Source organism: Streptomyces sp. NPDC046335 (assembly GCF_055587985.1).
This window is the reverse complement of the sequence record NZ_JBVJFF010000001.1, coordinates 69514-92464: the sequence shown is the minus strand read 5'-3', so window position 1 is coordinate 92464 and position 22951 is coordinate 69514. Positions and strand designations below refer to the sequence as shown.

Sequence of the window (22951 nt, the reverse complement as noted above, 5' to 3'; positions counted from 1 at the left end):
CCCCCGGAAGGGCTACGAAGAACTACGAAGGACTAGGAAGGCCTAGGAAGGCCTACGAAGGACAGGACTACTTCTTGCCGTCCTTGCCGCCCTTGTCCTTGTCACCGCCGGCGTTCATGGACTCGTAGATCTCCTTGCACATGGGGCAGACGGGATACTTCTTCGGGTCGCGGCCGGGGACCCACACCTTGCCGCAGAGCGCGACGACGGGGGTGCCGTCGAGCGCGCTCGCCATGATCTTGTCCTTCTGGACGTAGTGCGCATAGCGCTCGTGGTCGCCGTCACCGTGCGACACCTGGGGTGCCGGCTCTACGAGGGTCCCCGTACCTGCCCCGCGCTCGGGCTCGGGCTCGGGCTCAAGAGTGCTCATGGTTGCCAAGGGTACTCACGCGCGCGGCGTCCTGGCAGCGACCGGCTCCCGGAGCCTTCCGCGAAGGCGCCGTCACGAGGTGCAGCACGAGCCCCGCCCCCGCCACCGCGGCCGCCGCCCACGGCAGATGGCGTGGCGCGAGCCCCGCGGAGAGGGCGATTCCCGCCAGGCCGGAGCCGACCGCGCTGCCCAGGTAGAGCGCGGAGTTGTTGAGCGCGAGGGCGACCGTGCCGCGTTCGGCGCGCGGGGCAAGGAGCCGGTGCTGCTGCGGGACCTGGAGCGCCCAGCCGGCGGCGCCCCACAGGACCAGCGCGGGGTACGCGGCGGCGCCGAGCGGCGGGAGCACGCCCACGGCGACGGCGAGGGCGGCCATGATCCCGCCCACCAGCACGGCCGCCCTGCCCGTACGGTCCACCAGCGGCCCCGCGACCACGCTGCCGAGGACCCCGCCGATGCCCCAGGCCCAGAGATAGGGGGCGAGGTCGCTCTCGGCCACGCCGCCCGCCGAGCCGAGGACCGGGGCGAGGTAGGTGTAGAGGCCGAGGCTCGCGACCGCGGCGAGGAAGGAGACGCCGACGACGGGGACGACACCCCGGTCGGTGAGGGCCGCGAGCCGCGTCCGGGCGGGCACCGGGGGGTCGGCGGGCACGGCGGGCAGCCACACCGCGAGCCCGGCGAGGGCGAGCGCCCCCAGCGCGGTCACCACCCACATGGTGGCGCGCCACCCGGCGTGGTCTGCGAGCAGCACACCCAGCGGCACCCCGAGGACCGTGCCGGAGCTCATCCCGCCCATCACCAGCGCGAGCGCCCGGCCGCGCCGCTCCTCCGGTACGAGCGTGGCCGCGGCCGCGGTGGAGAGCGCGGAGTACACCCCGGCCCCGGCGCCCGCCACGGCCCGGGACAGGAGCAGCACCGCGAGTCCTGGCGCCAGGGCGGTCAGGGCGTTGCCCAGGGTGAAGACGCCGAGCGCGCCGATGATGAGGACGCGGGGGCTCGGCCCGGCGGCCGCTCCCGCGACGAGGGGCGCGCTCACCGCGTAGGCGAGCGTGAAGACGGTGACCATCTGCCCCGCGAGCGAGACGGTGGTCCCCAGATCCCCGGCGACGACCGGCAGCAGCCCGGCCATCACATAGGCATCGAGCCCCAGCGTGAAGGCCCCCAGCATCAGCAGCCATACCTTGCGCACGGCGTTCAACTCCCTCTGTCTCCGGGCCGCTAAGCGCGGCGGAACGGAAACGTAGGCACCCTCCGCATCCCGGGGGAAATGCCGACGGAGCCCATTTATGCTGGGGCGGCATGGATCACGTACGGGATGAGGGCGGCGTGCGGGATACGGGTGCGGGGCGCGAGGTGGCGGGGCGCGAGGTGGCGGGGCGTGAGGTGGCGGGGCACGCGGGGGCAGGGCATGCGGGCGATGAGCATGCGGGGGCGGGGCACGAGGGCGCGGAACGCGAGGCGGCAGGCCACGAAGGGGCAGGGCACGCAGGGGCAGGCCACAAAGACGCGGAACGCGAGGCGGCACGCCACGAAGGGGCGGGGCACTCTGGGGCAGGCCACGGAGGGGCGGGACGCGAGGCGGCAGGCCACGAACAGGCGGGACGCGAGGCGGCAGGCCACGGAGGGGCGGAGCACGCGGCGGCGGGGCTCGCGGGGGCAGGGCGCGCGGGGGCGGATGCCCTTCTCGGTGTTGAGTTGCGGCATCTGCGGGGGTTTCTCGCCGTGGCCGGCGAGCTGAGCTTCACGCACGCCGCCGACCGGCTCCGCGTCGGGCAGCCCGCGCTCACCCGGACCGTGCGGGCCCTGGAGGAGAGCCTCGGGACGCGGCTGCTCGACCGGACCACGCGGCGCGTCGCCCTCACCGAGGCGGGCCAACGGCTGCGCGACGGCCTCGGCCCCCTGCTCGGCCGCCTGGACGCCACCCTCCGCACCGCCGCGGGCACCGAGCCGCCGCTCCTGCGGCTCGGCTTCACCTCGCTGCTGCCCGAGGCCTGCGCCACGCTCAACGCCGCGTTCGAGGCGGCCACCGGCGCCGGCGTCCGCCTGGTCCGGCGCGACGCGCCCCTCGCGGGCCTCAAGTCGGGGGCGTGCGACGTGGCGGTCGTACGGGGCGACATCGCACCCGGCAGCCCGGTGCGCTCACACGTACTGCTGCACGAACCCCGCGTCGCGGTCGTCGCCCGCGGCGCGGCCGAGCTCGCGGGCCGCCGCGTCGTGGACTGGTCGGAGCTCGCGGAGCTGCCCCTGGTCGTGAACACGGTCACCGGCACGACCCGGCCCGACCTGTGGCCCGAGCACCGCCGCCCGCGCCTCGCCTGCACCGCCGACAACTTCGACGAGTGGCTGGAAGCGGTCGCCGCGGGCCATGGAGTCGGCGTGGCCCCCGAGCCGGTGGCCCGCAGACACTCCCACCCCGCGCTGCGCTACGTACGCCTGAAGAACGCCCCGCCCGTCGCCGTGCGCCTGGCGGTCCCCGCGCGGGACGCGCACCCCCTGGCCGAGCGCTATCTCGCTCAGTTCATCGAGGCGTCGTCCGGATAGGTCGCCACCATCGCCAGTTCACTGCGCTGGCGTCTGAGGACCGCGCGCCACAGCCGCTCCGGGTCCGGGGACGAGACGTCGCCGGGCTCGGACTCGACCACGTACCAGGCGCCGTCCGCCAGCTCGATCTCCAGCTGGCCGGGGCCCCACCCCGAGTACCCGGCGAAGATCCGCAGGCTGCCCAGGGCCGGGGAGAGCAGCTCGGGCGGGGCCTCCAGGTCGACCAGGCCGATCGCGCCGTGCACTCTGCGGAAGCCCACGGGATCACCGCCGCCCCCGCGGAACCTGGAGCCCGCGGCGGACGCCTCGTCGCCGGGGACCACGGCGATGCCCAGTGCCGAGTCCAGCGAGACGGGGCCGCCCTGGAAGACGACGCCCGGGGCTCCCGCCAGGTCGCCCCAGCCCTCCAGGATGTCGGCGACGTCGACCGGCGTGGGGCGGTTCAGGACCACGCCGAGCGAGCCCTCCTCGTCGTGGTCGAGGAGCAGCACCACCGCGCGGTCGAAGTTCGGGTCCGCCAGGGCCGGTGTGGCCACGAGCAGCCGCCCTGTGAGGGAGGACACCTCGGTCATGAACGACATGATCCCGCATCTTCCCCCCGCACGGGGAGGCTATGGGCGTACGTGAGTGAATGCAGCTCAGGGCGCAAGGAGGCGGACGGAGCGCACACGGCGGGCAGTGACCCAGAGCGTCCGGATACGTACGGTTCGTGTTGTCACGAACTCCTGACCTGATCTGGACGCCCTCACCCTTACGGAACGGGGGTACGCGGCCATTACGCTTGCCCTTTGGTCCCCCCGTCCATTCAATCGGAACGCGAGATTCATGACCGTCACCGACGATGTCCTGCTTGTCCACGGCGGAACCCCGCTTGAGGGCGAGATCCGTGTCCGCGGCGCGAAGAACCTCGTGCCCAAGGCCATGGTCGCCGCGCTGCTCGGCAGCGCGCCGAGCCGGCTGCGCAATGTCCCCGACATCCGCGACGTCCGTGTCGTACGCGGCCTGCTGCAGCTGCACGGCGTGACGGTCCGCCCCGGCGAGGAACCGGGCGAACTCGTCATGGACCCGTCGCACGTGGAAAGCGCGAATGTCGCCGACATCGACGCCCACGCGGGCTCGTCGCGCATTCCGATCCTCTTCTGCGGCCCGCTCCTGCACCGCCTCGGGCACGCCTTCATCCCCGGCCTCGGCGGCTGCGACATCGGCGGCCGGCCGATCGACTTCCACTTCGAGGTGCTCCGCCAGTTCGGCGCGACCATCGAGAAGCGCGAGGGCGGCCAGTACCTGGAGGCCCCGCAGCGGCTGCGCGGCACGAAGATCAAGCTGCCGTACCCGTCCGTGGGCGCCACCGAGCAGGTCCTGCTCACCGCCGTGCTCGCGGAGGGCGTGACCGAGCTCTCGAACGCCGCGGTCGAGCCGGAGATCGAGGACCTCATCTGCGTCCTGCAGAAAATGGGCGCGATCATCGCCATGGACACCGACCGGACCATCCGGATCACCGGTGTCGACAGCCTCGGCGGCTACAACCACCACGCCCTCTCGGACCGCCTGGAGGCCGCCTCCTGGGCTTCCGCGGCCCTGGCGACCGAAGGCAACATCTACGTCCGCGGCGCCCAGCAGCGCTCGATGATGACGTTCCTGAACACCTACCGGAAGGTGGGCGGTGCCTTCGAGATCGACGACGAGGGCATCCGCTTCTGGCACCCGGGCGGCTCGCTCGACGCGATCGCCCTGGAGACGGACGTCCACCCGGGCTTCCAGACGGACTGGCAGCAGCCGCTCGTCGTCGCCCTGACGCAGGCCGCGGGCCTCTCGATCGTCCACGAGACGGTCTACGAGTCGCGGCTCGGCTTCACCTCCGCGCTCAACCAGATGGGCGCGCACATCCAGCTCTACCGCGAGTGCCTCGGCGGCTCCCACTGCCGCTTCGGCCAGCGCAACTTCCTGCACTCGGCGGTCGTCAGCGGCCCCACGAAGCTCCAGGGCGCCGATCTGGTCATTCCCGACCTGCGCGGCGGCTTCTCGTACCTCATCGCGGCCCTCGCGGCGCAGGGCACGTCCCGCGTCCACGGCATCGACCTGATCAACCGGGGCTACGAGAACTTCATGGACAAGCTGGTGGAACTGGGCGCGAAGGTCGAGCTCCCCGGCAAGGCGGCGCTGTAACGGCGTCAGCCCGGCCGGCGTTTGAGGCCATTCTTTAGACGGCAACCCAAAGGGGCGGCCACCCGCAACGGGTGACCGCCCCTTTGAAGCTGCTCGAGGCTACTTGCCCTTAGCCGCTTCCTTCAGCTTGGAACCAGCCGAAACCTTGACGCTGTAGCCGGCCGGGATGTTGATCGGCTCGCCGGTCTGCGGGTTCCGGGCGGTGCGAGCGGCACGGTGGGTGCGCTCGAAGGTCAGGAAGCCGGGGATGGTGACCTTCTCGTCGCCCTTGGCAACGATCTCGCCGACGGTCTCGGCGAACGCGGCCAGCACGGCGTCGGCGTCCTTGCGGGTCACCTCTGCGCGGTCGGCCAGCGCGGCCACCAGCTCACTGCGGTTCATGTTTGTACTCCCGTGTTCTTTTGCCGTTGAGGCGTGCCACGCGGCAGAGCCGCATGATGGGCACAGCGAAGACGATGCTGCCAGGGTCCTCGGACAGTCCCCGGACCCGGGTCCTGAGTCAGACCCTCGCGCCCGATTACGCATCCTGCCCCCACCTGCGGCGGTAAAGCCAATCCGGCGCCCTCAGGGGTCACACGGAAAGCGTCCGCCGTCCCCGGAAGTGGGGCGTGGGAGGCCTGCTGCCAAGCCACCCTAGAGGGGGCCCGTGGGGGCAGGGTCCCGCGACGCGCCGTTGGACTAGACCGTGGGGCCTGTCACAGCGGCCCCCGCGGCCTTGGCGGCGGTGCGCACCGCTCCGGCCACCGCGCCCGCGACCTTGTCGTTGAAGACGCTGGGGATGATGTAGTTCCGGTTCAGCTCGTCCTCGGCGACGACGTCGGCGAGGGCGCCCGCGGCGGCCAGCATCATCTCCGTGTTGACCGTACGCGACTGGGCGTCGAGCAGGCCGCGGAAGACGCCGGGGAAGACCAGGACGTTGTTGATCTGGTTCGGGAAGTCCGAGCGTCCCGTGGCCACGACTGCCGCCGTCTGGCGCGCGATGGCCGGGTCGACCTCGGGGTCCGGATTCGCGAGCGCGAACACGATGGCGTCGTCGGCCATGGCGGCGACGTCGTCGCCGTTCAGGACGTTCGGGGCCGACACGCCGATGAAGACGTCGGCGTCGACGACGGCCTCCTTGAGCGTGCCGGTGAGACCCTCGGGGTTGGTGTTGTCGGCGATCCAGCGCAGCGGCGAGTCCACCTCGGTGCCGACGAGGTCCTCGCGGCCGGCGTGCACGACGCCGTGGATGTCGGCCACGACGGCGTTCTTGACGCCCGCGGCGAGCAGCAGCTTCAGGATGGCCGTGCCCGCCGCGCCCGCGCCGGACATGACCACGCGCACGTCGCCGACGTTCTTGTTGACCACGCGCAGGGCGTTGGTGAGGGCCGCGAGGACGACGATGGCCGTGCCGTGCTGGTCGTCGTGGAAGACGGGGATGTCGAGGGCCTCGCGCAGCCTGGCCTCGATCTCGAAGCAGCGGGGCGCGGAGATGTCCTCCAGGTTGATGCCCGCGAAGCCGGGGGCGATGGCCTTGACGATCTCGACGATGGCGTCGGTGTCCTGGGTGTCCAGGCAGAGCGGCCAGGCGTCGATGCCCGCGAAGCGCTTGAAGAGGGCCGCCTTGCCCTCCATGACCGGCAGCGCGGCCTTCGGGCCGATATTGCCGAGGCCGAGCACCGCGGAGCCGTCCGTTACGACCGCAACGGAGTTCCGCTTGATGGTGAGGCGGCGGGCGTCCTCGGGGTTCTCCGCGATGGCCATGCAGACCCGGGCGACGCCCGGGGTGTAGATCATCGAGAGGTCGTCACGGTTCCGGATGGGGTGCTTGGACGCCATCTCGATCTTGCCGCCGAGGTGCATCAGGAACGTACGGTCGGAGACCTTGCCGAGGGTGACGCCCTCGATGGTCCTGAGCTGCTCGACGATCTCGTCGGCGTGCGTGGTGGAGGACGCCGCGATCGTCACGTCGATCCGCAGCATCTCGTGGCCGGAGGCCGTGACGTCGAGGCCGGTGACCGAGCCCCCGGATGACTCGACGGCCGTGGTGAGCTGGGAGACCGCGGTTCCGCTCGCGGGCACCTCCAGCCGGACCGTCATCGAGTAGGAGACGCTGGGCGCCGTTGCCATGGCCGACTTCCTCTGCTTTCACCTTGTAGCTCTTGCCGTCCGATGGTCGCACCTACCGCTGAGTACGTGGTAGCCGCCCCGGATTGAGAACGTTTTGTTCATCGGCCGCTGGGGTTCAGTGGGGCTTCATTTTCGGAAACTTGTTTCCACCATACGAGAAGTGGCCGGAAACAGAAAGAGGCCCACGCCACCATGTGACGTGGGCCTCTCTACGTTCATGACACCGACCCGCCATGCTCGCCTCGCGGCAAGTGGTCGCTCGTAGCGACGATGGTTGGGCCCGGGGGCTTGGATCGAGCCGGTGCCACATCCAAGGTAACACCGCACCACCCGGAGGGAAGACCCTCAGGCCCCCCTCATGCCGCCTCGTGCCGCCTCATGCCCGTGAGGCGAATCCAGCCCCTAGGGTCTGTCGTTTGGATCAGGTCGGCTGTAGGGGCGGTGCCTTTGAGCCTGGCCGGAGCGGGGTCTGGTGCGTGCAGCTGCAAGGCGGAGGAGGGCGACAACGCGATGGGGGTGCCCCCTGCTCGAGCGGAGCCGAGAGCTTGGGGGAGTTGGCAACCGACGACAACGCCGGTGGGGGTCCCCCCGCGCCGTTCAGGCGTGGGGGAGTGCGTGCCAGACCCCGCGACGCCGAGATGACCAAACGACAGGCCCTAGTCCCGCAGCAGATCCGGCACGCCCTGCGCGTCCGGGTCGTCGCGCTCGCCCGACAGGACCGTCAGCTGCTGGGTCGCGCGCGTCAGCGCCACGTACAGGACACGCAGGCCCGCCGGGGACTCGTCGGCGATCTCCGCGGGCGAGACGACGAGCGTCGCGTCGTACTCCAGGCCCTTGGCCTCCAGGCTACCGAGCGCCACCACGCGGTCGCCGAGCCCGGCGAGCCAGCGGGCGGCCTGCTCGCGGCGGTTCATCGCCACGACCACGCCGACCGTGCCGTCGACCCGGTCCAGGAGCCGCGCGGCCTCCTCGCGCACCGAGGCGGCGAGGTCCCCGCCCCGTACGACGGCGAAGCGGGGCTCCACGCCGGTGGAGCGGACCGCCGACGGCGACGCGGCGCCCGGCATCGCCAGGGCGAGGACCTTGGCGGCGAGCTCCGCGATCTCGGCGGGGTTGCGGTAGTTGACCGTGAGCGTGAAGCGCCGGCGCGGGCGGGAGCCCAGCGCCTCGTCACGGGCTTCGGCGGCCTCGTCCGGGTCGGACCAGGAGGACTGCGCCGGGTCGCCCACCACCGTCCAGGTGGCGTGCCGCCCGCGGCGGCCGACCATGCGCCACTGCATGGGCGTGAGGTCCTGCGCCTCGTCGACGATGACGTGGGCGTACTCGGTGCGCTCCGCCGCCAGGCGTTCGGCGCGCTCGCGCTGGGTCTCCTCGCGATGCGGCATCAGCTCTTCGAGGCCGGTGAGCAGGTCGAGCGGGTCCAGGTCGCGCTTCTTCCTCGGCCGGTGCGGCGTGCCGAGGATCGCCTGGAGCTCGTCGAGCAGCGCGACGTCGTGCACGGACAGGCCCTCGCGCCGCAGCGAGCGGGCGACCTTGCGGGTCTCGCCGGAGTTGAGGACCCGGCGGGCCCAGCGGCCGAGGCGCCGCTCGTCGCCCATGGCGGCCAGGACGCCGCGGGGCGTCAGCTCCGGCCACCAGGCGTCGAGGAACGAGATGAAGTCGTCCTCGGAGGTGATGTCCTCGTCGAAGGAGGAGCGCAGCTCGGCGGCGAGCTCGGGATCGCTGTGGCGCCCCGCAGCCCCGGACTGCGACCACAGGGCGTCCAGGAGCAGCTTGCGGGCGCGGGGGCGCAGCAGGTTGACCGGGGCGGTACCGCCCAGGGCGTTGTGGCGGATGCGGTTGAGCTGGTCGGCTTCCAGTTCGAGCCGGCGCCCGAAGGCGACGACGCGCAGGCGGGTGGGGACGCCTTGGACGTCCCTTCTCGCCCCGCCTTCGGCATCGTCCTCCTCCTCGCCGAAGGCGAGCTGCTGGTTGACCGCCGTTCGCGTCTGTCCGTCCGCTCGCGGCTCCAGCCCCTGTTCGAGCGCCCCCCGCGCCGCCTTCCGCAGCACCTTCAGCATGCGCGACGAGCCCTTGACGCGGGCCACCGCGGGCGAGTCGTAGACCGTGGCCTCGGCGCCGTCGACCAGCGAGCCGACCGCGCGGATCGCCACCTGGCCCTCCTCGCCCAGGGAGGGCAGCACGCCCTCGGTGTAGGCGACGAGGAGCGGGGTCGGCGAGACGATGAGGATGCCGCCCGCGTACCGGCGACGGTCCTGGTAGAGCAGGAAGGCCGCGCGGTGCAGCGCCACGGCCGTCTTGCCGGTGCCGGGGCCGCCCTCCACGTACGTCACCGAGGCGGCGGGCGCCCGGATCACCATGTCCTGCTCGGCCTGGATCGACGCCACGATGTCCCGCATCGAGTGGCTGCGGGCCTGGCCGAGCGCGGCCATCAGGGCGCCGTCGCCGATCACCGGGAGTTCCTCGCCGTCGAGGCGGGCGGTGATCTCCGGGCGCATCAGGTCGTCCTCGACGCCGAGGACCCTGCGGCCCTTGGAGCGGATGACGCGGCGGCGCACGACCCGGCCCGGGTCGACCGGGGTCGAGCGGTAGAAGGGCGCGGCGGCGGGCGCGCGCCAGTCGATGACCAGCGGCGAGTAGTCGGAGTCCAGGACGCCGATGCGGCCGATGTGCAGCGTCTCGGCGATGTCCGCGTGCTTGCCGGTCTCGTCCTCCCTGATCGTGCCCTCCGCCGGCTCGACCGCCGTGTAGGCGCCGTCGGGGCCCTTCTTGCCGTCCTTGCCCCTGAGCAGGTCGATGCGGCCGAAGAGGAAGTCCTCGAACTCGTTGTTCAGCCGGTTCAGGTGCACCCCGGCCCTGAAGACCTGGGCGTCGCGCTCGGCGAGCGCGCCCGGCGTGCCGACCTGACCGCGCTGGGCCGCGTCGTTCATCAGGAACTCGGCCTCGTGGATCTTCTCCTCGAGGCGCCGGTAAACCTGGTCGAGATGGTCCTGCTCGACCTCGATCTCGCGGTCGCGTGTGCCTGACGGCATTACTGCGTTGACGTCGGCCACCGGGGCCCCTTTCAAGACGGCTGCTCACCGAACCGAGCAGCCGTCCACCGTACGCGAAAGGGGCCCTGCTTGTGCACCCGGAAGCGCTTACACGTCGACCTTGACCAGGCGTTCGCCGTCCAGCGTGGTCACCTCGAAGTGGTCGATGTCGTTGCGGTCCATGGCGGCGCCCCCGTGCACGTACAGCGGGCCGCGCGCCCATTTGTTGGGGCTGTCCTTGATTCCGTAGCCCCACTTCGGCACCGACCAGGTGGTGACCGTCTCCTTCTCACCGTCCTTGCCGACTGCGACCAGGGAGCATTTCAGCGGGCCCTTGACGTTCTTCAGCTCCAGGACGGCGTGTGTGCCCCAGGCCTTCTCCTCGGTGCCGACCGTGGCGCTGACCTTCGTCGCCGCGTCCGTGCCCCGCGACTTCTCCGTCATGTGGTGGAAGAAGGCGTCCTCGGCGGGGCTGGTGGGGTGCGGCTCGGCCACGGCGTCGCGTGAACCGCCGTCGTCGCCGCTCACCGGGAGGACCGCGAGCGGCCCGCCGACGATCAGCACGGCCGCCGCCGCGACGAGGAGCAGCGTCCTGCGGCGCCCGCGCCGCCGCTCGGCGGACACCTCGCCGGCCAGGCGTTCGGCCAGGCGCGGCCCGGGGCGCGCGGCGAGCCGCTCGCCGATCTCCGGTGCGCCGTGCCCGGCGGGGAAGTCGGCGAGGGCCGCCAGCATGGGCGCCATGCCGGAGAACTCCTCCAACTGGTGCGCGCAGTACTCGCACCCGGCGAGGTGCGCCTCGAACCGGGTCGCCTCGGACGCGTCCAGTACGCCGAGGGCGTAGGCGCCGACGGTCTCGTGGATGTTCTCCTCCTGCCACCCGCCGTGGTGGCCGTAGGACCCGGTCATACCGTCACCCCCCGCTCCTCGAGCGCCAGCTTCATCGAGCGGAGCGCGTAGAAGACCCGCGAGCGGACCGTCCCGCTGGGTATGCCCAGGGTCTGTGCCGCCTCATTGACCGTACGCCCCTTGAAGTAGGTCTCGACAAGTACCTCACGGTGCGCGGGAGTCAGGTCCTCCAGCGCGTCGGACAGTGTCATCAGCCACAGCGCCTTATCGATCTCGTCCTCCGCGGGGATGACCTCCAGCGGCGACGGATCGACCTCCTGCGGCCGGGCCTGCCGGCTGCGGTGGCCGTCGATGACGATGCGCCGTGCGACCGTCACCAGCCAGGGGCGTACCGAACCGGTGGCCCTGTTGAGCTGACCGGCGTTCTTCCAGGCACGGATGAGCGTCTCCTGCACGACATCCTCGGCGCGCTGCCGGTCGCCCGCCACGAGGCGGAGCACATAGGCGAGGAGCGCTCCCGCGTGCTCGCGGTAGAGCGCGCGCATCAACTCCTCGTCGGGTCCCGGTGGCTGGCGCGAGCGGTGCCGGGGCGACGGCGGGCGTTCATCGGCCACGGCGGAATCCTTGCGCACGGCTGCCTCCGGTGTCCGCGGTTCGGGCGGTCTCACGACGGAGGTACGTAGATGAGGCGGATGGTGTTCAACGCCGCGGGCGACGCGTCGCGGGCCCGGGGCCGCTCACGTACGGGCGAGCGCGGCCCTGCGGCGGTGCCTCGCGACGCGTTCGCGGTTGCCGCAGACCTCGCTGGAGCACCAGCGGCGGCGGCGGCCCCGGGAGGTGTCCAGGTACACGAGCGGGCAGTTGTCGCCCTCGCAGCGGCGGAGCAGGACGCGGGCCGCGGGGTCGGTGAGCAGGTCGACGGCGTCCCTGGCCACGGCGGCGACGAGCGCGGCGCAGCCCGGTTCCTCGCGCAGGGTGCGCACCAGGGTGCCGTCGGCGGCGCGTACGGCGTACGGGGCGGGGGGCGCGGCGGCGGCCAGCGCGTTGACGCGCTCCAGCGCGCCGGGCGCGGGCCGCCGGTCGATCTCCCCGCCGACCAGCTCCGCGATCCGCGCGCGCAACTCCCGGAAGTGGTCGAGCCACTGGGGGCTCGCCGCGGCCGGCCGCGTGTCCGGCGGTACGAGGCCGACGCCCGCGAGCCAGGCGCGCAGCGCCGTCACGGAGTCGAGCCGTTCCACGGGGTGGTCCGTCGCCACGAGGTCGAGGCAGCTGCGCCCCGAGTCGAATCGCGGCTCGTACGGAGCCGGGGCCATGCCCAACGCCATGCGTCTGTCACCGCCTTGGGGATCACGGTCACCGGTGAGGAATGCCGTTGCGTACCCCTACAGTGCCCGTCCCCCGCCGGGTCCGGAACCCCTGCCACCGGGCGAGACTCCCGCTCATGGCTCCCGGGCGCCGGTCAGTCCGCGTACTTGGAGTCCGCCGCCGGGTCGACGGCGAGGCGGTAGCCCCGTTTGACGACCGTCTGGATCAGCTTGGGGGCGCCGAGTGCCGTGCGCAGGCGGGCCATCGCCGTCTCCACCGCGTGCTCGTCGCGGCCCGTGCCCGGCAGCGCCCGCAGCAGTTCCGCGCGGGCCACCACCCAGCCGGGCCTGCGGACGAGGGCCCGCAGCAGGGCCATGCCCGCGGGCGGCACGGCCCGCAGCTCCTCGTCGACCACGACCGCGTGCCCCCGGATCTCCACGCGGTGCCCGGCGATGGGCAGTACCCGCGCGCGGGAGGGCAGTTCCTGGCAGAGGAGCTGTACGAGGGGGCCGAGCCGGAAGCGCTCGGGCCGCACGGTGTCCACGCCCCGCGACTGGAGCGGCAGCGCGGTCACCGGCCCCACGCACGCGGCGAGCACGTCATGGCCGAGGGCGGCGAGGAACTCGTCCGCCATGCCCCGCTCCTCCGCCCGCGAGAGCAGCGACGCGGCGGCGGGCGCGCTGGTGAACGCCAGGGCGTCGACGCCCCGCCCGACCGTCGCGTCGAGCAGCCGGTCCACCGGCCCGAGGTCCTCCGGCGGCAGCCACCGGTAGACGGGCACCCCGACGACCTCCGCTCCCCCGGCCCGCAGCGACTCGACGAAGCCGGGCAGCGGCTCCCCGTGCAGTTGCAGGGCGATGCGCCGCCCGGCGACGCCTTCGCCGAGCAGCCGGTCGAGCACCTCCGCCATGGACTCGGACGAGGGTGACCACTCCTCGGTGAGCCCGGCGGCCCGTACGGCACCCTTCACCTTCGGACCGCGGGCCAGCAGTTCGCTGCCTCGCAGGCAGCGCAGGAGCGCCTCGCCGTGTCCCCATCCCTCGGCGGCCTCGATCCAGCCGCGGAACCCGATGGCGGTGGTGGCGATCACGACGTCCGGGGCGTGGTCGATGAGCCCCTTCGTCGCCGACAGCAGTTCGCTGTCGTCGGCGAGCGGCACGATGCGCAGCGCGGGCGCGTGCAGCACGGTGGCGCCACGCCGCTGGAGGAGCGCGCCGAGCTCGTCGGCGCGCCGGGCCGCGGTCACGCCGACGGTGAACCCGGCGAGGGGCCCGTGCTCCGCCTTCGCGGCCGGGCTCGGGTCGTTCGATGGAGTGGCGTGCATGGGGTCCGTCTCGTCTGAATCCCGCGGGGCTGGTGGCTGGTGGGGAAGGTCCGTCCTGGGCGGCGGACAGGGCCGTCGTCCGTGCCCGAGCGTGCCAACGGTGCGTGACGGGCCCGGTTCACGGTGATGTCCGCCGTGTTACGTCACACTTCGGTGTAGCTGAGCTGCGGCTTCGCCTCCGTGTCCGTACCGGGAACCCTACGGCCGGCCGCGGGCCTCCGGCGAAGGTATACGGCCCAGGTGACGACCGCGCACACACCGTAGAAGGCGAGGAAGGCGACGTACGCCCCCGTCCCGGACCCCACCGTTTGGAAGGACTGGCGCAGGGCGAGGTTGATGCCGAGCCCGCCGACCGCGCCGACCGCGCCGATGAGCCCCATGGAGGCCCCGGAGAGCCGCCGTCCGTAGGCCGCGGCCTCCTCCCCCGTCAGCCCGAGCGCTTCGCCCTTGGCCTGGAAGATGCCCGGGATCATCTTGTACGTGGAGCCGTTGCCGAGCCCGGTGAGCACGAACAGCGCGATGAAGGCGCCGACGAACAGCGGCAGCGACTCCTTCACGGAGGCGATGACGACGACGCCGGTCGCGGCCCCCATGGCGAGGAAGTTCCCGAGGGTGATGCGGGCCCCGCCGAACCGGTCGGCGAGCCGCCCGCCCACGGGGCGGATCAGCGAGCCGAGCAGCGGTCCGATGAAGGTGAGCTGGGCGGCCTCCAGCGGCGTACGCCCGAACTGCGTCTGGAGGACGAGCCCGAAGGCGAAGCTGTACCCGATGAACGACCCGAACGTCCCCACGTACAGAAGCGCCATGACCCACGTGTGCCGCTCCCGCACGGCAGCCTTGGCGGCGCCGGTGTCGTTGCGTACGGAGGAGATGCTGTCCATGTAGCGCGCGGCGCACAGCACGGACAGCAGGATGAACGGGATGTAGATCCCAAGGACCACACGCGGCCCGCCGCTCGCCCCGACGACGGCGAGTCCGACGAGCTGCACGACGGGCACGCCGATGTTGCCGCCCCCGGCGTTCAGGCCGAGCGCCCATCCCTTCTTCCGCAGCGGGAAGAAGGAGTTGATGTTGGTCATGCTGGACGCGAAGTTGCCGCCACCGACACCGGTGAGCAGCGCGCACACCATGAAGGTGGTGTACGAGGTGCCGGGCTCCATCACCACGAAGGCGGCGACGGTGGGCACGAGCAGCAGCGAGGCGGCGATGACCGTCCAGGCACGGCCTCCGAAGCGGGCCACGGCGAAGGTGTAGGGGACGCGCACGACGCCCCCGACGAGCGTCGCCATCGACACGAGGAAGAACTTCCCCGCGGCGTCGATCCCGTACTCAGGACCCATGAACAGCACCATCACGGACCAGAGGCTCCACACGGAGAACCCGATGTGCTCGGACAGCACGGAGAACGCCAGGTTCCGCCGGGCGACCCGCTCCCCGCCCTCCTCCTTCCAGAACCTCTCGTCCTCGGGCTCCCACCGTTCGATCCACATCCCAGCCTCCACACCGTCGGCCAACACCGGTTCCCGAAGGTAGGAAGCCCCCATTTCAGCGCTGTGGCCCCCAGTGACCACGGGGGAACGTTGCTCTCACTCGGGGTGGGGCGGGGTGGTGAGGGCGATCCCTGCGGGCCTCGGCCCAGGTGCGTGTCGTCCAGGGACACCAGCAGCCTGCGCCGGCCTGAGCCGCCGGCTCAGGCCGTGGTGATCAGGGGGTTCTCGAAGGTGACGAGGCGGGCCATGCGGTCGAGGACCGCGCGGTACTGCGCGCGCCGGGCGACGGCGGCCGTCGTCAGCGCGAGGACCGCCGTCCGCTCTCCCTCGGGGTGCGGGAGGTGGGCTCGGACCTGCAACAGCGGCTGGCGCAGCCCGGGTTCCTCGGCGGGAGTGCGCAGGACTTCGCTGAACGTGGCGGGGCCGCACGGCATGTCGCGGTGCTCCACGCGCGTGTGCCGCTCGGCGCCCGCCTCGGCACGGGCCGCGGCGGTCGCCCGCGGCGGCCCCGCGATGTCCTGCCAGGACACGGTGAAGAGGCAGAGCAACGGCCTCCCCCGGCCCCCGGAGCCGTCCCGGTGCAGGCCCAGCGAGCAGTGCACGACGCCGGTCTCGCGCAGGGAGAGCAGCAGCCGTTGGGCCGCCGGTAGCTCCCCGATGAACAGCTCACGGGGCGTGCCCTTCGGCATGGCCCCGACCATCGACCCGAGCACGGCCCCGAGCCGCCGCGCGGCGGACGAACCGGGGGCCGCGCCCAGCACGTCGAGGGGCAACTCCGTGAAGCCGGAGGGGAGGGCGAACCAGATGTCGGCGCGGGGGTCACGGGCGGAGTCTTCGACGATGTAGCGGGGTGCGGACATGTCCCGTCTCTCTTTCCGGATCTCTCGGAAGTGAGCAAGGGAAGCTATCGGCGCCGAGTGGGGCGTGCCAGTGGCATGTTCGGGCGGACGGCCGGGCATACCGCGCATATCAACCGACCCGCAGAGGCGGCGCATGGCCCACCCCGCCGCCTGGGGCCCGGTCAGCGCCCGCCGGAACAGCCGGTGGCGGCCGGTGAGCGGAGCAACGGTTGCATCGGCGTTCGAGGGGCGCGCCCCGGCCCCCACACGCCACCCACCCGCCGGACACGCCGCCCCGTCAAGGCGCCACCCCTCAAGGCGCCACTCCTCAAGGCGCCGCCCGGCAAAGGGAAATGGCCGCGCATCGTCACCATCCGACGCACGGCCATCCGTCCCGTGAACCCGCCGTCCCGCGGCGGGGCACGGCTACTTCGCGGGGAACTTCCAGATCAGCGGCTCGTTCTCGCTGTCCTCCGGCGACCAGTGGACCTCAAGGGCCTTGGTGCCGGTGGGGACCAGGTAGGTCTGGCAGAGCACGTGGCTCTCGCCCTTCTTCCAGCCCTCGAGCTCCAGCTCGTCCTCGCAGCCCGCGGCGTCCTCGGAGGCGCCGATCAGGAGGCCGCCGCGGGCGCCGTCCGCGTAGACCTCCGCGCCGTCGCCGACGTCCGGGACGTCCGTGAGCGTGGCGCCCGCCTTGTGCGTGTACTTCACGTGGGCGACGGCGGCGACCAGGCCCTTGGCCTTCTTCGGGTCGGAGACCAGCTTCGCGGTCTCCGCCTCCGTGCTGAGGTCGACCTTCTGGGCGGCGATGTCGTACGTGACCATGGCGTCGCCCTCCTTGGTCTTGCCCGTGGTGCTCTCGCCGGGCTTCAGCGCGGAGGGCGCCTTGGCCTCGGAGTTGGCCGAGTCCGAGTTGGCCGAGTCGGACTTGGGCGCGTCCGCCTTCTTGTCCTCGGACTTCTTGTCGTCACCGCCGCCGCAGGCGGTCAGGGCGAGGGCGAGTACAGCGACGGGCGCGGCGAAACGCAGCGCGGTCTTCTTGCGAAGCAAAACGAACTCCCGGCAGGTGTGGGGCCCCGCCGCCTGACGCGTGATCCGTCCGCACTTGCAACGCGCGTGATCAGCACGCGTGTTGCGGCCGGTTGAGAAGTCCACCCTAGGAGGTGGTCACGTATCGCGTCGAGTCAGTTACGGGACCTGGCACGCGGCTCGTTAGCGCCTGCCAACTGTCATGCCCATATCCGCCCGTACACACGGCGTACAGCCATTCGCCCGAGCGAAGTTCCGCCGTCCGCGCGGCGGGTGCGGTCGTCCTGGCGCCGTGCACGGGCACCCGAACTACCCCTCCATGCGGGGATATTTCCACGCCCCTCGGGGGCCCGCCGGCACCCGTCGCGCCGATAACGGTTGCACAACTCGTCGTCACGCGCCGTTCGGCCACAGGCGCGGACGGCGCTTCGCCGCCAGGTCCTCGACCCAGCCGACGGCCACCACCATCAGCCCGATCAGCGGCCAGACCAGCAAGGTCATCCACAGCATGTACGTGGTGTCCAGCGCCGAGCTCCAGCGCTCGTCCTCCATGAACGGCAGGTCGTACGCCAGGTCGATGACCGGCACCGTCGCCATGATCAAGAGGTTGTGCCAGAGGTAGATCGTGACGGCCCTGTTGTTGGCGAGCGTCACCAGCTTGTCCCACCTCGCCAGCTTGCCCGGCAGCTCCTGCCAGGACGGCGCGTACTGGAGAAGGACCACGACGAACCCGAAGGACCACGCGGCCTGGGCCAGCGGGATGTCGTTCAGGTCCCAGCCGTCGGGGCCCAGGTGGCCCGAGGCCCACCACAGGCCGAAGGCCATGATCAGCGTCGCGGCCGACACCGCCAGATAGCGCGGGACGCGGGCCAGCGAGCCGTTCTGGTGGGCGAAGCCGAGCACCCAGCAGCTCCCGTACTGCGCGAAGTCCGTGACCGCGTTGCCCGTCTCGCCCGGGATCGTGACAAGGCCCGTACCGACCACCGCCGTCAGGGCGAGCGGGGCGATCAGCGTCACCCACGGGGCCCTGCGGAACGCCCACAGCAGGAGCGGCGACGCGATGACGAACCACAGGTACGCGCGGAGGTACCAGAGCGGGCCCGCGGCCTGCGCCGGCCAGGTGTCCTCCAGGAGGCCCGCCTTGTCGCCCAGGTGCCAGGGGAAGGGCGGGGCGCCCACCGGGAACACGTAGTTGGCCATGCTCACCAGGCCCCACGTGCCCCCGTGGTCGGGGTCCTCGCTCACACTCCAGCCACCGGCGAAGAGGAGGAAGAGGACCGCGGCGCTGAAGACCCACATGGGCGGCAGGAGCCGGCGTATCCGGCCCCTGACCACACCCCACGCGGGACGCTTCAGGGAGCGCGCCATCAGGGAGCCCGCCAGCGCGAACATCACGCCCATGGAGGGGAAGACGATCGTCAGCCAGGCCCAGCCGAACAGGTGGTAGATGACGACGCGGACGAGCGCGAGCGAGCGCAGCAGGTCCAGATAGCGGTCCCTGCCCGGCTTCACGGGAGCGGCCGGGGTGTCGGGAGCGGCGGGCGGCGTGGCCGGCGGCGTCGGCGGGTGGCCGGGTGCGTAGGCGTGGCTCATGCGACGGGCCTCCGATCATGGCTGCCCGACCGCTGTCGCGGGATGGTGCCGGGCGCCTCGAGAACTCCCGTGCGCCGGAGCTTCTGCCAGCGCAGACGGCCTCCGGTGAGAGCGGTTATCCAGGACTGGAGCAGCACCACGTACATGAGCTGCCGGTAGAGGATCTGCTGGAGCGGCAGCGAGATCAGATGGGTCATGCGCTCGCGGTCGAGCCGGAAGGCGTACGCGGCGCAGACCGCCTGCACGGCGAGTACGCCGAGCCAGGCCACGACGGTCTTCCCGGTGGGGCCGAAGATCAGGCCGTAGAGGAGGAAGACGTCGATGAGCGGGGCCAGGAGCGGGGCCAGGACCATGAAGAGCGACACCAGGGGCAGCCCGACACGGCCGAAGCGGCCCGAGGGACCCGACTCGACGACCGCGCGGCGGTGCTTCCAGATCGCCTGCATCGTGCCGTACGACCAGCGGTAGCGCTGGGACCAGAGCTGCTGGACGGACTCGGGCGCCTCGGTCCAGGCGCGCGCCTTCTCCGCGTACACGACGCGCCAGCCGTCGCGGTGCAGGGCCATGGTGATGTCGGTGTCCTCGGCGAGCGTGTCGTCGCTCATGCCGCCGACCCGCTCCAGGGCGGAGCGCCGGAACGCGCCGACCGCGCCCGGAATGGTCGGCATGCAGCGCAGCATGTCGTACATCCTGCGGTCGAGGTTGAAGCCCATCACGTACTCGATGTGCTGCCAGGCGCCGATCAGCGAGTCCCTGTTGCCGACCTTCGCGTTGCCCGCGACGGCGCCCACGCGCGGGTCGCCGAAGGGCTGCACCAGTTCGCGGACGGTGGCCTCCTCGAAGACCGTGTCGCCGTCCATCATCACGACGATGTCGTGCCGTGCGTTGGCGAGGCCGCGGTTGAGTGCGGCGGGCTTGCCCGCGTTGAGCTGGCGCACCACGCGTACGTTCGGCAGGCGCAGGCCCTCGACGATGCGGGCCGTGCCGTCCGAGGAACCGTCGTCGATGACGACGACCTCGATGGGGTGGTCGCTCGCCATCAGGGAACGGACCGTCGCCTCGATGCACTTGGCCTCGTTGTACGCGGGGACCAGGACCGACACCGGCTCGGTGACCGGCGGGCCCCAGCGGAAGTCGCGCCGCCGCACCCTCCGGGCGTGCACCCCGGAGAGCAGCAGCATCAGGCCGAAGCGGGTGAAGACCAGGACGCCGATGACGGCGAGGGCGACGACGAGGCCGTCGGTGATGTGCTCGGAGGCGCCGACCAGGAAGACCCAGGACTTGCCCTTCCACAGCTCGACGCCGCTGACCTTCGTGTGCGCGCTGGGCGCGTCGAGCGCCTCGGTGAGGTTCCCGAACTCGTAGCCCTGCTTCTGGAGCGTGGGCAGGAAGCGGTCGAGGGCGGCGACGGTCTGCGAGCGGTCGCCGCCGGAGTCGTGCATGAGGACGATGGCGCCCTTGCCGCCCTTGGGCGTGGCGCGGCGGATGATCTCGTCGACGCCGGGACGCTTCCAGTCCTCGCTGTCGGTGTTGTTGACGACCGTGAGGTAGCCGCGGCTGCCTATGTACCGCGCCACCGGGTACGACTTGTCGTCCATCGCGTCGGCGAACGAGGAGTACGGCGGGCGGAAGAGCGAGGTGCGGATGCCCGCGGCCCCGGCGAGCGCGAGCTGGTTCTGCGAGAGCTCCCGGTCGATGCGGCTGTGCGACTGGTACGAGAGGTCGGGGTGGTTGAAGGTGTGCAGGCCGACCTCGTGGCCCTCGTCGACCATGCGCTGGACGAGGTCGGGGTAGCGCGAGGCCATGGTGCCGGTGACGAAGAAGACGCCGTGCGCGCGGTGTTCCTTGAGGACGTCGAGGACCTTGGGGGTCCACTCCGGGTCCGGGCCGTCGTCGAAGGTCAGCACGAGCCGGTGGTCGGGCACGCTCAGGGTCGCCTCACGGCCGCCCCGGGTGTCGATGACCGGGCCGCCCTCCAGGATCTTCTCCGGTACGTGGTCCGTGGGCGCCGGCGGCCGGACGCGGTGGTCGGCGGCGATCTCGCTGTGCACGTATCCGCGCAGCATCAGCATGGCGAGCACCGCCACGAGCAGCAGCGAGGGCAGCAGGTAGCGCAAGGGCAGGCGGCGGCGCCGGGCGGGGGCCGCCTTGCCTCGGCGGCCCTTGCCGCGGCGTCCCTTGGGCCGGTCGGTCCGGGGAGTGTGGCCGGCCTGGGCGCGGTGACTGGAGTGGACGTTGCTGTTCAGGGCGGGGCCGTTCTGGGGGTGGCTGTGCGGAGCCGGAGCGTTCTGGGGGTGGCCGTTGCGGGGGCGGGGGAATCCGCCCCTGTTGGTGCCGGGGTTCATCGCGGTGCCGCCTCCGGGGGCAGCCGGGTGTCCGCGGGGCGCTGCCGGCCGGGCGGGGTGTAGGCGACGGGGACTTCGGCGCCGTCGCCCGCGCCCGCCGTGTCGCCGCCGGGGTCCGCCGACCGCGTGGGCGGGCCGGTGGGCTCCTCGGCCGGTTCGGTGGGCTCGGTCACGGGGCCTTCGTCGTCCCCGGACGGTTCCTGGCCGGGGCCGTCGCCCGAGGAGCCGGTGCCGGGGTCCGGCCGGGCGTCGCCGTCCGCGGGGACGGGGGCGGGCGCGGTGCCGGACCTGCCGGGGCCGTCGCCTCCGCGGGAGGGCGCGGGGCCGTCCGGGTCGCCGGGCCCGAACCCGTCCGCCCCGTCCGTCGCGCCGGGCGAGGCGGACGCGTCCGACGGGGCGGACGGGTTCGGGGCGTCCGCGGGGCGGCCCGGGGTCTCCACCTTGGTCGCGGGTCTGCCGTCCTTGGGGTCCTCTATCGGCACCCAGGGCGCGCTGGAGTTGCCGGAGAGGAGCGTGGCGACGATGGCCACGGCGTAGACCGCGCAGAGGAGGGCGACGAACATGCCTATGCGGCGGTACCTCCGGCCGCGGCGGCCCGTCTCGTCGACGAAGACCGGCCCGTCGGCCGCCCCTTCGGGCGACTCGGGAACCAGGTCCGCCAGGTGACGCCCCACTCCGTCGATCTGAACGGTGACTTCGTTCGGATCATGGGTGTGTCCTGGCAGGGCGTTTTCTCGCCACTTTTCCATGCGTACGCACAACCCCCCACTCAATGGACCGGGTGCGCGCACGACTTGGGGCACTTGCCCACCGGACCGGGCCCCCACCCGTTCCGAGCGCTCCCCCTATCACATCGCACCCGAGCGATGAATGTAGCGCACCGGAGTGACAAGCGTTGTTCTCGGTCAGTTTTGCCCCGTCATGACGCGTGCGTCCATGGCTGGAACCCAGCTGTTCTCGGGCTTCCGCAGCCACCCTTCGGCGGCCGACAGCTCCGCGGCGGCGGTCCGCAGCGCCGTCACACCCGGATGAATCAGCCCCTTTCGCCACACCAGTGACAGTGGTGACAGCGGAACGGGGTCGACCAGTGGCCGCAGCTCGGCACCCGGCATGGCCGGAAAGTCCACGACTGCCAAGACTGGATTTCGCTTCTTCGCCATAATCCGCCCGAATTCTTCCGGTCCTACGGCGAGTGGCGCCGGTTCTGCCACGCTGATGCCACGCCCCTCGAAGAGCCGGTGCGCGAGATCGGTCCACTCCGGCGTCCGATGGTTTCCGGCCCCCGCGTACACGGTCTCCCCCGCGAGCGCCGCCAGCGGCACCGCGTCGAGCCCCGTCAGCGGATGCCCCTCCGGCAGCAGCACCGCCATCGGTTCGTACCGCACGGGCTGGTGGGCGAGGGCGGAGCGCAGAGCGGGGTCAAGGCCCGCGTACCTCCCGAAGGAGACGTCGAGGCGCCCGGCGATCATGTCGGCGGCGGCGCCGGTGAGGCCGCTCTCGTAGCGGGCCATGAGTTCGCACTCCGGGGCGAGCTCGCGGGCCCGCTCCAGAATCCGTCCGCAGACGAGGCCGGGGCTGTTCAGATCGACGAGCAGCGGGCGCTCGGCCCCGGTGAACGCGGCGACCAGTTCGTCCTGCGCCGCGAGGACACGCCGCGCGTGCGGCAGGAGCCGCTCCCCGTCGGCGGTCAGCGTGACCTGCCGGGTCGTGCGCGAGAAGAGCTCCGCGCCCAGCTCCCGTTCGAGACGGCGCACATCACGGCTCAGCGCCTGCTGTGCCACGTACAGCCGGGCGGCGGCCCGCGTGAAGTGCAGCTCCTCCGCCACGGCGAGAAAGGCGCGCAGCAGCCGGGGGTCGATGTCGCCCCGCCGGGGGCCTGATGGTCGTATCACCGGAACCGGAATCACCGGAGGAACTTACAACGCCAGTGCGTGAATCGGTACGGAGAAGGTGTTGGACCCCGGC

At 72.2% G+C, this 22951-nt stretch carries 20 protein-coding genes; 2 read left to right on the top strand and 18 right to left on the bottom strand.

The genetic code is table 11. The features are described 5' to 3' along the window. Positions 1-67: 67 nt before the first annotated feature. The 3 genes from ACZ6JY_RS00340 to ACZ6JY_RS00330 form a co-directional block, all read right to left on the bottom strand. The gene (locus ACZ6JY_RS00340) at positions 68-370 is read right to left on the bottom strand and encodes a DUF3039 domain-containing protein (protein WP_469190703.1); all 303 of its coding nucleotides are present in this window, start codon (positions 368-370) and stop codon (positions 68-70) included. Then, the gene (locus ACZ6JY_RS00335) at positions 357-1556 is read right to left on the bottom strand and encodes an MFS transporter (protein WP_469190701.1); all 1200 of its coding nucleotides are present in this window, start codon (positions 1554-1556) and stop codon (positions 357-359) included. Before ACZ6JY_RS00335 ends, ACZ6JY_RS00340 begins: the two co-directional genes overlap by 14 nt. Before the next feature lie 95 nt (positions 1557-1651). After that, a complete protein-coding gene (locus ACZ6JY_RS00330; protein ID WP_469190699.1) occupies positions 1652-2116 on the bottom strand; it encodes a hypothetical protein in 465 nt (154 codons plus the stop codon). On the opposite strand from ACZ6JY_RS00330, the gene ACZ6JY_RS00325 reads away from it, so the two are divergent. Then, positions 2090-2908, top strand: a complete 819-nt coding sequence (locus tag ACZ6JY_RS00325; protein ID WP_469190697.1) for a LysR family transcriptional regulator — start codon at positions 2090-2092, stop codon at positions 2906-2908. The genes ACZ6JY_RS00330 and ACZ6JY_RS00325 overlap by 27 nt on opposite strands. Here the strand turns inward: ACZ6JY_RS00325 and ACZ6JY_RS00320 are convergent. Continuing rightward, positions 2881-3489: a YqgE/AlgH family protein gene (locus tag ACZ6JY_RS00320; protein WP_469190696.1), complete on the bottom strand. Its 609-nt coding sequence runs from the start codon at positions 3487-3489 to the stop codon at positions 2881-2883. The two genes, ACZ6JY_RS00325 and ACZ6JY_RS00320, sit on opposite strands and share 28 nt — an antisense overlap. Positions 3490-3733: 244 nt before the next feature. Between ACZ6JY_RS00320 and murA the strand changes: the two genes are divergently transcribed. After that, positions 3734-5074, top strand: a complete 1341-nt coding sequence (murA, locus tag ACZ6JY_RS00315; protein WP_469190694.1) for a UDP-N-acetylglucosamine 1-carboxyvinyltransferase — start codon at positions 3734-3736, stop codon at positions 5072-5074. Between the two features lie 99 nt (positions 5075-5173). Here the strand turns inward: murA and ACZ6JY_RS00310 are convergent, their stop codons facing one another. The 14 genes from ACZ6JY_RS00310 to ACZ6JY_RS00245 all read right to left on the bottom strand — a co-directional run bounded on the left by ACZ6JY_RS00310 (position 5174) and on the right by ACZ6JY_RS00245 (position 22878). Then, positions 5174-5455, bottom strand: a complete 282-nt coding sequence (locus tag ACZ6JY_RS00310; RefSeq protein WP_016645140.1) for an HU family DNA-binding protein — start codon at positions 5453-5455, stop codon at positions 5174-5176. 297 nt (positions 5456-5752) lie between these two features. Continuing rightward, positions 5753-7183: an NAD-dependent malic enzyme gene (locus ACZ6JY_RS00305; protein ID WP_469190692.1), complete on the bottom strand. Its 1431-nt coding sequence runs from the start codon at positions 7181-7183 to the stop codon at positions 5753-5755. A gap of 656 nt (positions 7184-7839) precedes the next feature. Next, the gene (locus tag ACZ6JY_RS00300; RefSeq protein WP_469191857.1) at positions 7840-10215 is read right to left on the bottom strand and encodes a HelD family protein; all 2376 of its coding nucleotides are present in this window, start codon (positions 10213-10215) and stop codon (positions 7840-7842) included. A gap of 108 nt (positions 10216-10323) precedes the next feature. Then, a complete protein-coding gene (locus ACZ6JY_RS00295) occupies positions 10324-11121 on the bottom strand; it encodes an anti-sigma factor family protein (RefSeq protein WP_469190690.1) in 798 nt (265 codons plus the stop codon). Then, the gene (locus ACZ6JY_RS00290) at positions 11118-11693 is read right to left on the bottom strand and encodes a sigma-70 family RNA polymerase sigma factor (RefSeq protein WP_369212544.1); all 576 of its coding nucleotides are present in this window, start codon (positions 11691-11693) and stop codon (positions 11118-11120) included. Before ACZ6JY_RS00290 ends, ACZ6JY_RS00295 begins: the two co-directional genes overlap by 4 nt. Positions 11694-11798: 105 nt before the next feature. Next, complete coding sequence (locus ACZ6JY_RS00285) at positions 11799-12386, bottom strand: CGNR zinc finger domain-containing protein (RefSeq protein ID WP_469190687.1); 588 nt, start codon at positions 12384-12386, stop codon at positions 11799-11801. 134 nt (positions 12387-12520) lie between these two features. Next, positions 12521-13690 carry a uroporphyrinogen-III synthase gene (locus tag ACZ6JY_RS00280; protein WP_469190686.1) on the bottom strand — a complete coding sequence of 390 codons (1170 nt, stop codon included), beginning with the start codon at positions 13688-13690 and terminating at the stop codon, positions 12521-12523. Positions 13691-13833: 143 nt separating this feature from the next. Further along, positions 13834-15180: a nitrate/nitrite transporter gene (locus ACZ6JY_RS00275; protein ID WP_469190684.1), complete on the bottom strand. Its 1347-nt coding sequence runs from the start codon at positions 15178-15180 to the stop codon at positions 13834-13836. 200 nt (positions 15181-15380) lie between these two features. Next, the gene (locus ACZ6JY_RS00270) at positions 15381-16040 is read right to left on the bottom strand and encodes a hypothetical protein (protein ID WP_469190682.1); all 660 of its coding nucleotides are present in this window, start codon (positions 16038-16040) and stop codon (positions 15381-15383) included. Between the two features lie 405 nt (positions 16041-16445). Further along, complete coding sequence (locus ACZ6JY_RS00265; protein ID WP_469190680.1) at positions 16446-17069, bottom strand: hypothetical protein; 624 nt, start codon at positions 17067-17069, stop codon at positions 16446-16448. A 372-nt stretch (positions 17070-17441) separates the two neighbouring features. Continuing rightward, the gene (locus ACZ6JY_RS00260) at positions 17442-18641 is read right to left on the bottom strand and encodes an acyltransferase family protein (RefSeq protein WP_469190678.1); all 1200 of its coding nucleotides are present in this window, start codon (positions 18639-18641) and stop codon (positions 17442-17444) included. Continuing rightward, a complete protein-coding gene (locus ACZ6JY_RS00255) occupies positions 18638-20986 on the bottom strand; it encodes a glycosyltransferase (RefSeq protein ID WP_469190676.1) in 2349 nt (782 codons plus the stop codon). Before ACZ6JY_RS00255 ends, ACZ6JY_RS00260 begins: the two co-directional genes overlap by 4 nt. Next, entirely contained in the window at positions 20983-21735 is a 753-nt protein-coding gene (locus ACZ6JY_RS00250; RefSeq protein WP_469190674.1) for a hypothetical protein, read from the bottom strand. Before ACZ6JY_RS00250 ends, ACZ6JY_RS00255 begins: the two co-directional genes overlap by 4 nt. Positions 21736-21891: 156 nt before the next feature. After that, positions 21892-22878, bottom strand: a complete 987-nt coding sequence (locus ACZ6JY_RS00245) for a LysR family transcriptional regulator (RefSeq protein WP_469190672.1) — start codon at positions 22876-22878, stop codon at positions 21892-21894. Positions 22879-22951 lie beyond the last annotated feature (73 nt).

What these genes read in the sequence shown, in the direction of transcription:
- ACZ6JY_RS00300 (WP_469191857.1), bottom strand. Translation starts at nt 10,215, where the DNA reads ATGCCGTCAGGCACACGCGACCGCGAGATCGAGGTCGAGCAGGACCAT.
- ACZ6JY_RS00255 (WP_469190676.1), bottom strand. Translation starts at nt 20,986, where the DNA reads ATGAACCCCGGCACCAACAGGGGCGGATTCCCCCGCCCCCGCAACGGC.
- ACZ6JY_RS00320 (WP_469190696.1), bottom strand. Translation starts at nt 3,489, where the DNA reads ATGTCGTTCATGACCGAGGTGTCCTCCCTCACAGGGCGGCTGCTCGTG.
- murA (WP_469190694.1), top strand. Translation starts at nt 3,734, where the DNA reads ATGACCGTCACCGACGATGTCCTGCTTGTCCACGGCGGAACCCCGCTT.
- ACZ6JY_RS00340 (WP_469190703.1), bottom strand. Translation starts at nt 370, where the DNA reads ATGAGCACTCTTGAGCCCGAGCCCGAGCCCGAGCGCGGGGCAGGTACG.
- ACZ6JY_RS00250 (WP_469190674.1), bottom strand. Translation starts at nt 21,735, where the DNA reads ATGGAAAAGTGGCGAGAAAACGCCCTGCCAGGACACACCCATGATCCG.
- ACZ6JY_RS00275 (WP_469190684.1), bottom strand. Translation starts at nt 15,180, where the DNA reads ATGTGGATCGAACGGTGGGAGCCCGAGGACGAGAGGTTCTGGAAGGAG.
- ACZ6JY_RS00295 (WP_469190690.1), bottom strand. Translation starts at nt 11,121, where the DNA reads ATGACCGGGTCCTACGGCCACCACGGCGGGTGGCAGGAGGAGAACATC.
- ACZ6JY_RS00310 (WP_016645140.1), bottom strand. Translation starts at nt 5,455, where the DNA reads ATGAACCGCAGTGAGCTGGTGGCCGCGCTGGCCGACCGCGCAGAGGTG.
- ACZ6JY_RS00285 (WP_469190687.1), bottom strand. Translation starts at nt 12,386, where the DNA reads ATGGCGTTGGGCATGGCCCCGGCTCCGTACGAGCCGCGATTCGACTCG.
- ACZ6JY_RS00280 (WP_469190686.1), bottom strand. Translation starts at nt 13,690, where the DNA reads ATGCACGCCACTCCATCGAACGACCCGAGCCCGGCCGCGAAGGCGGAG.
- ACZ6JY_RS00305 (WP_469190692.1), bottom strand. Translation starts at nt 7,183, where the DNA reads ATGGCAACGGCGCCCAGCGTCTCCTACTCGATGACGGTCCGGCTGGAG.
- ACZ6JY_RS00270 (WP_469190682.1), bottom strand. Translation starts at nt 16,040, where the DNA reads ATGTCCGCACCCCGCTACATCGTCGAAGACTCCGCCCGTGACCCCCGC.
- ACZ6JY_RS00260 (WP_469190678.1), bottom strand. Translation starts at nt 18,641, where the DNA reads ATGAGCCACGCCTACGCACCCGGCCACCCGCCGACGCCGCCGGCCACG.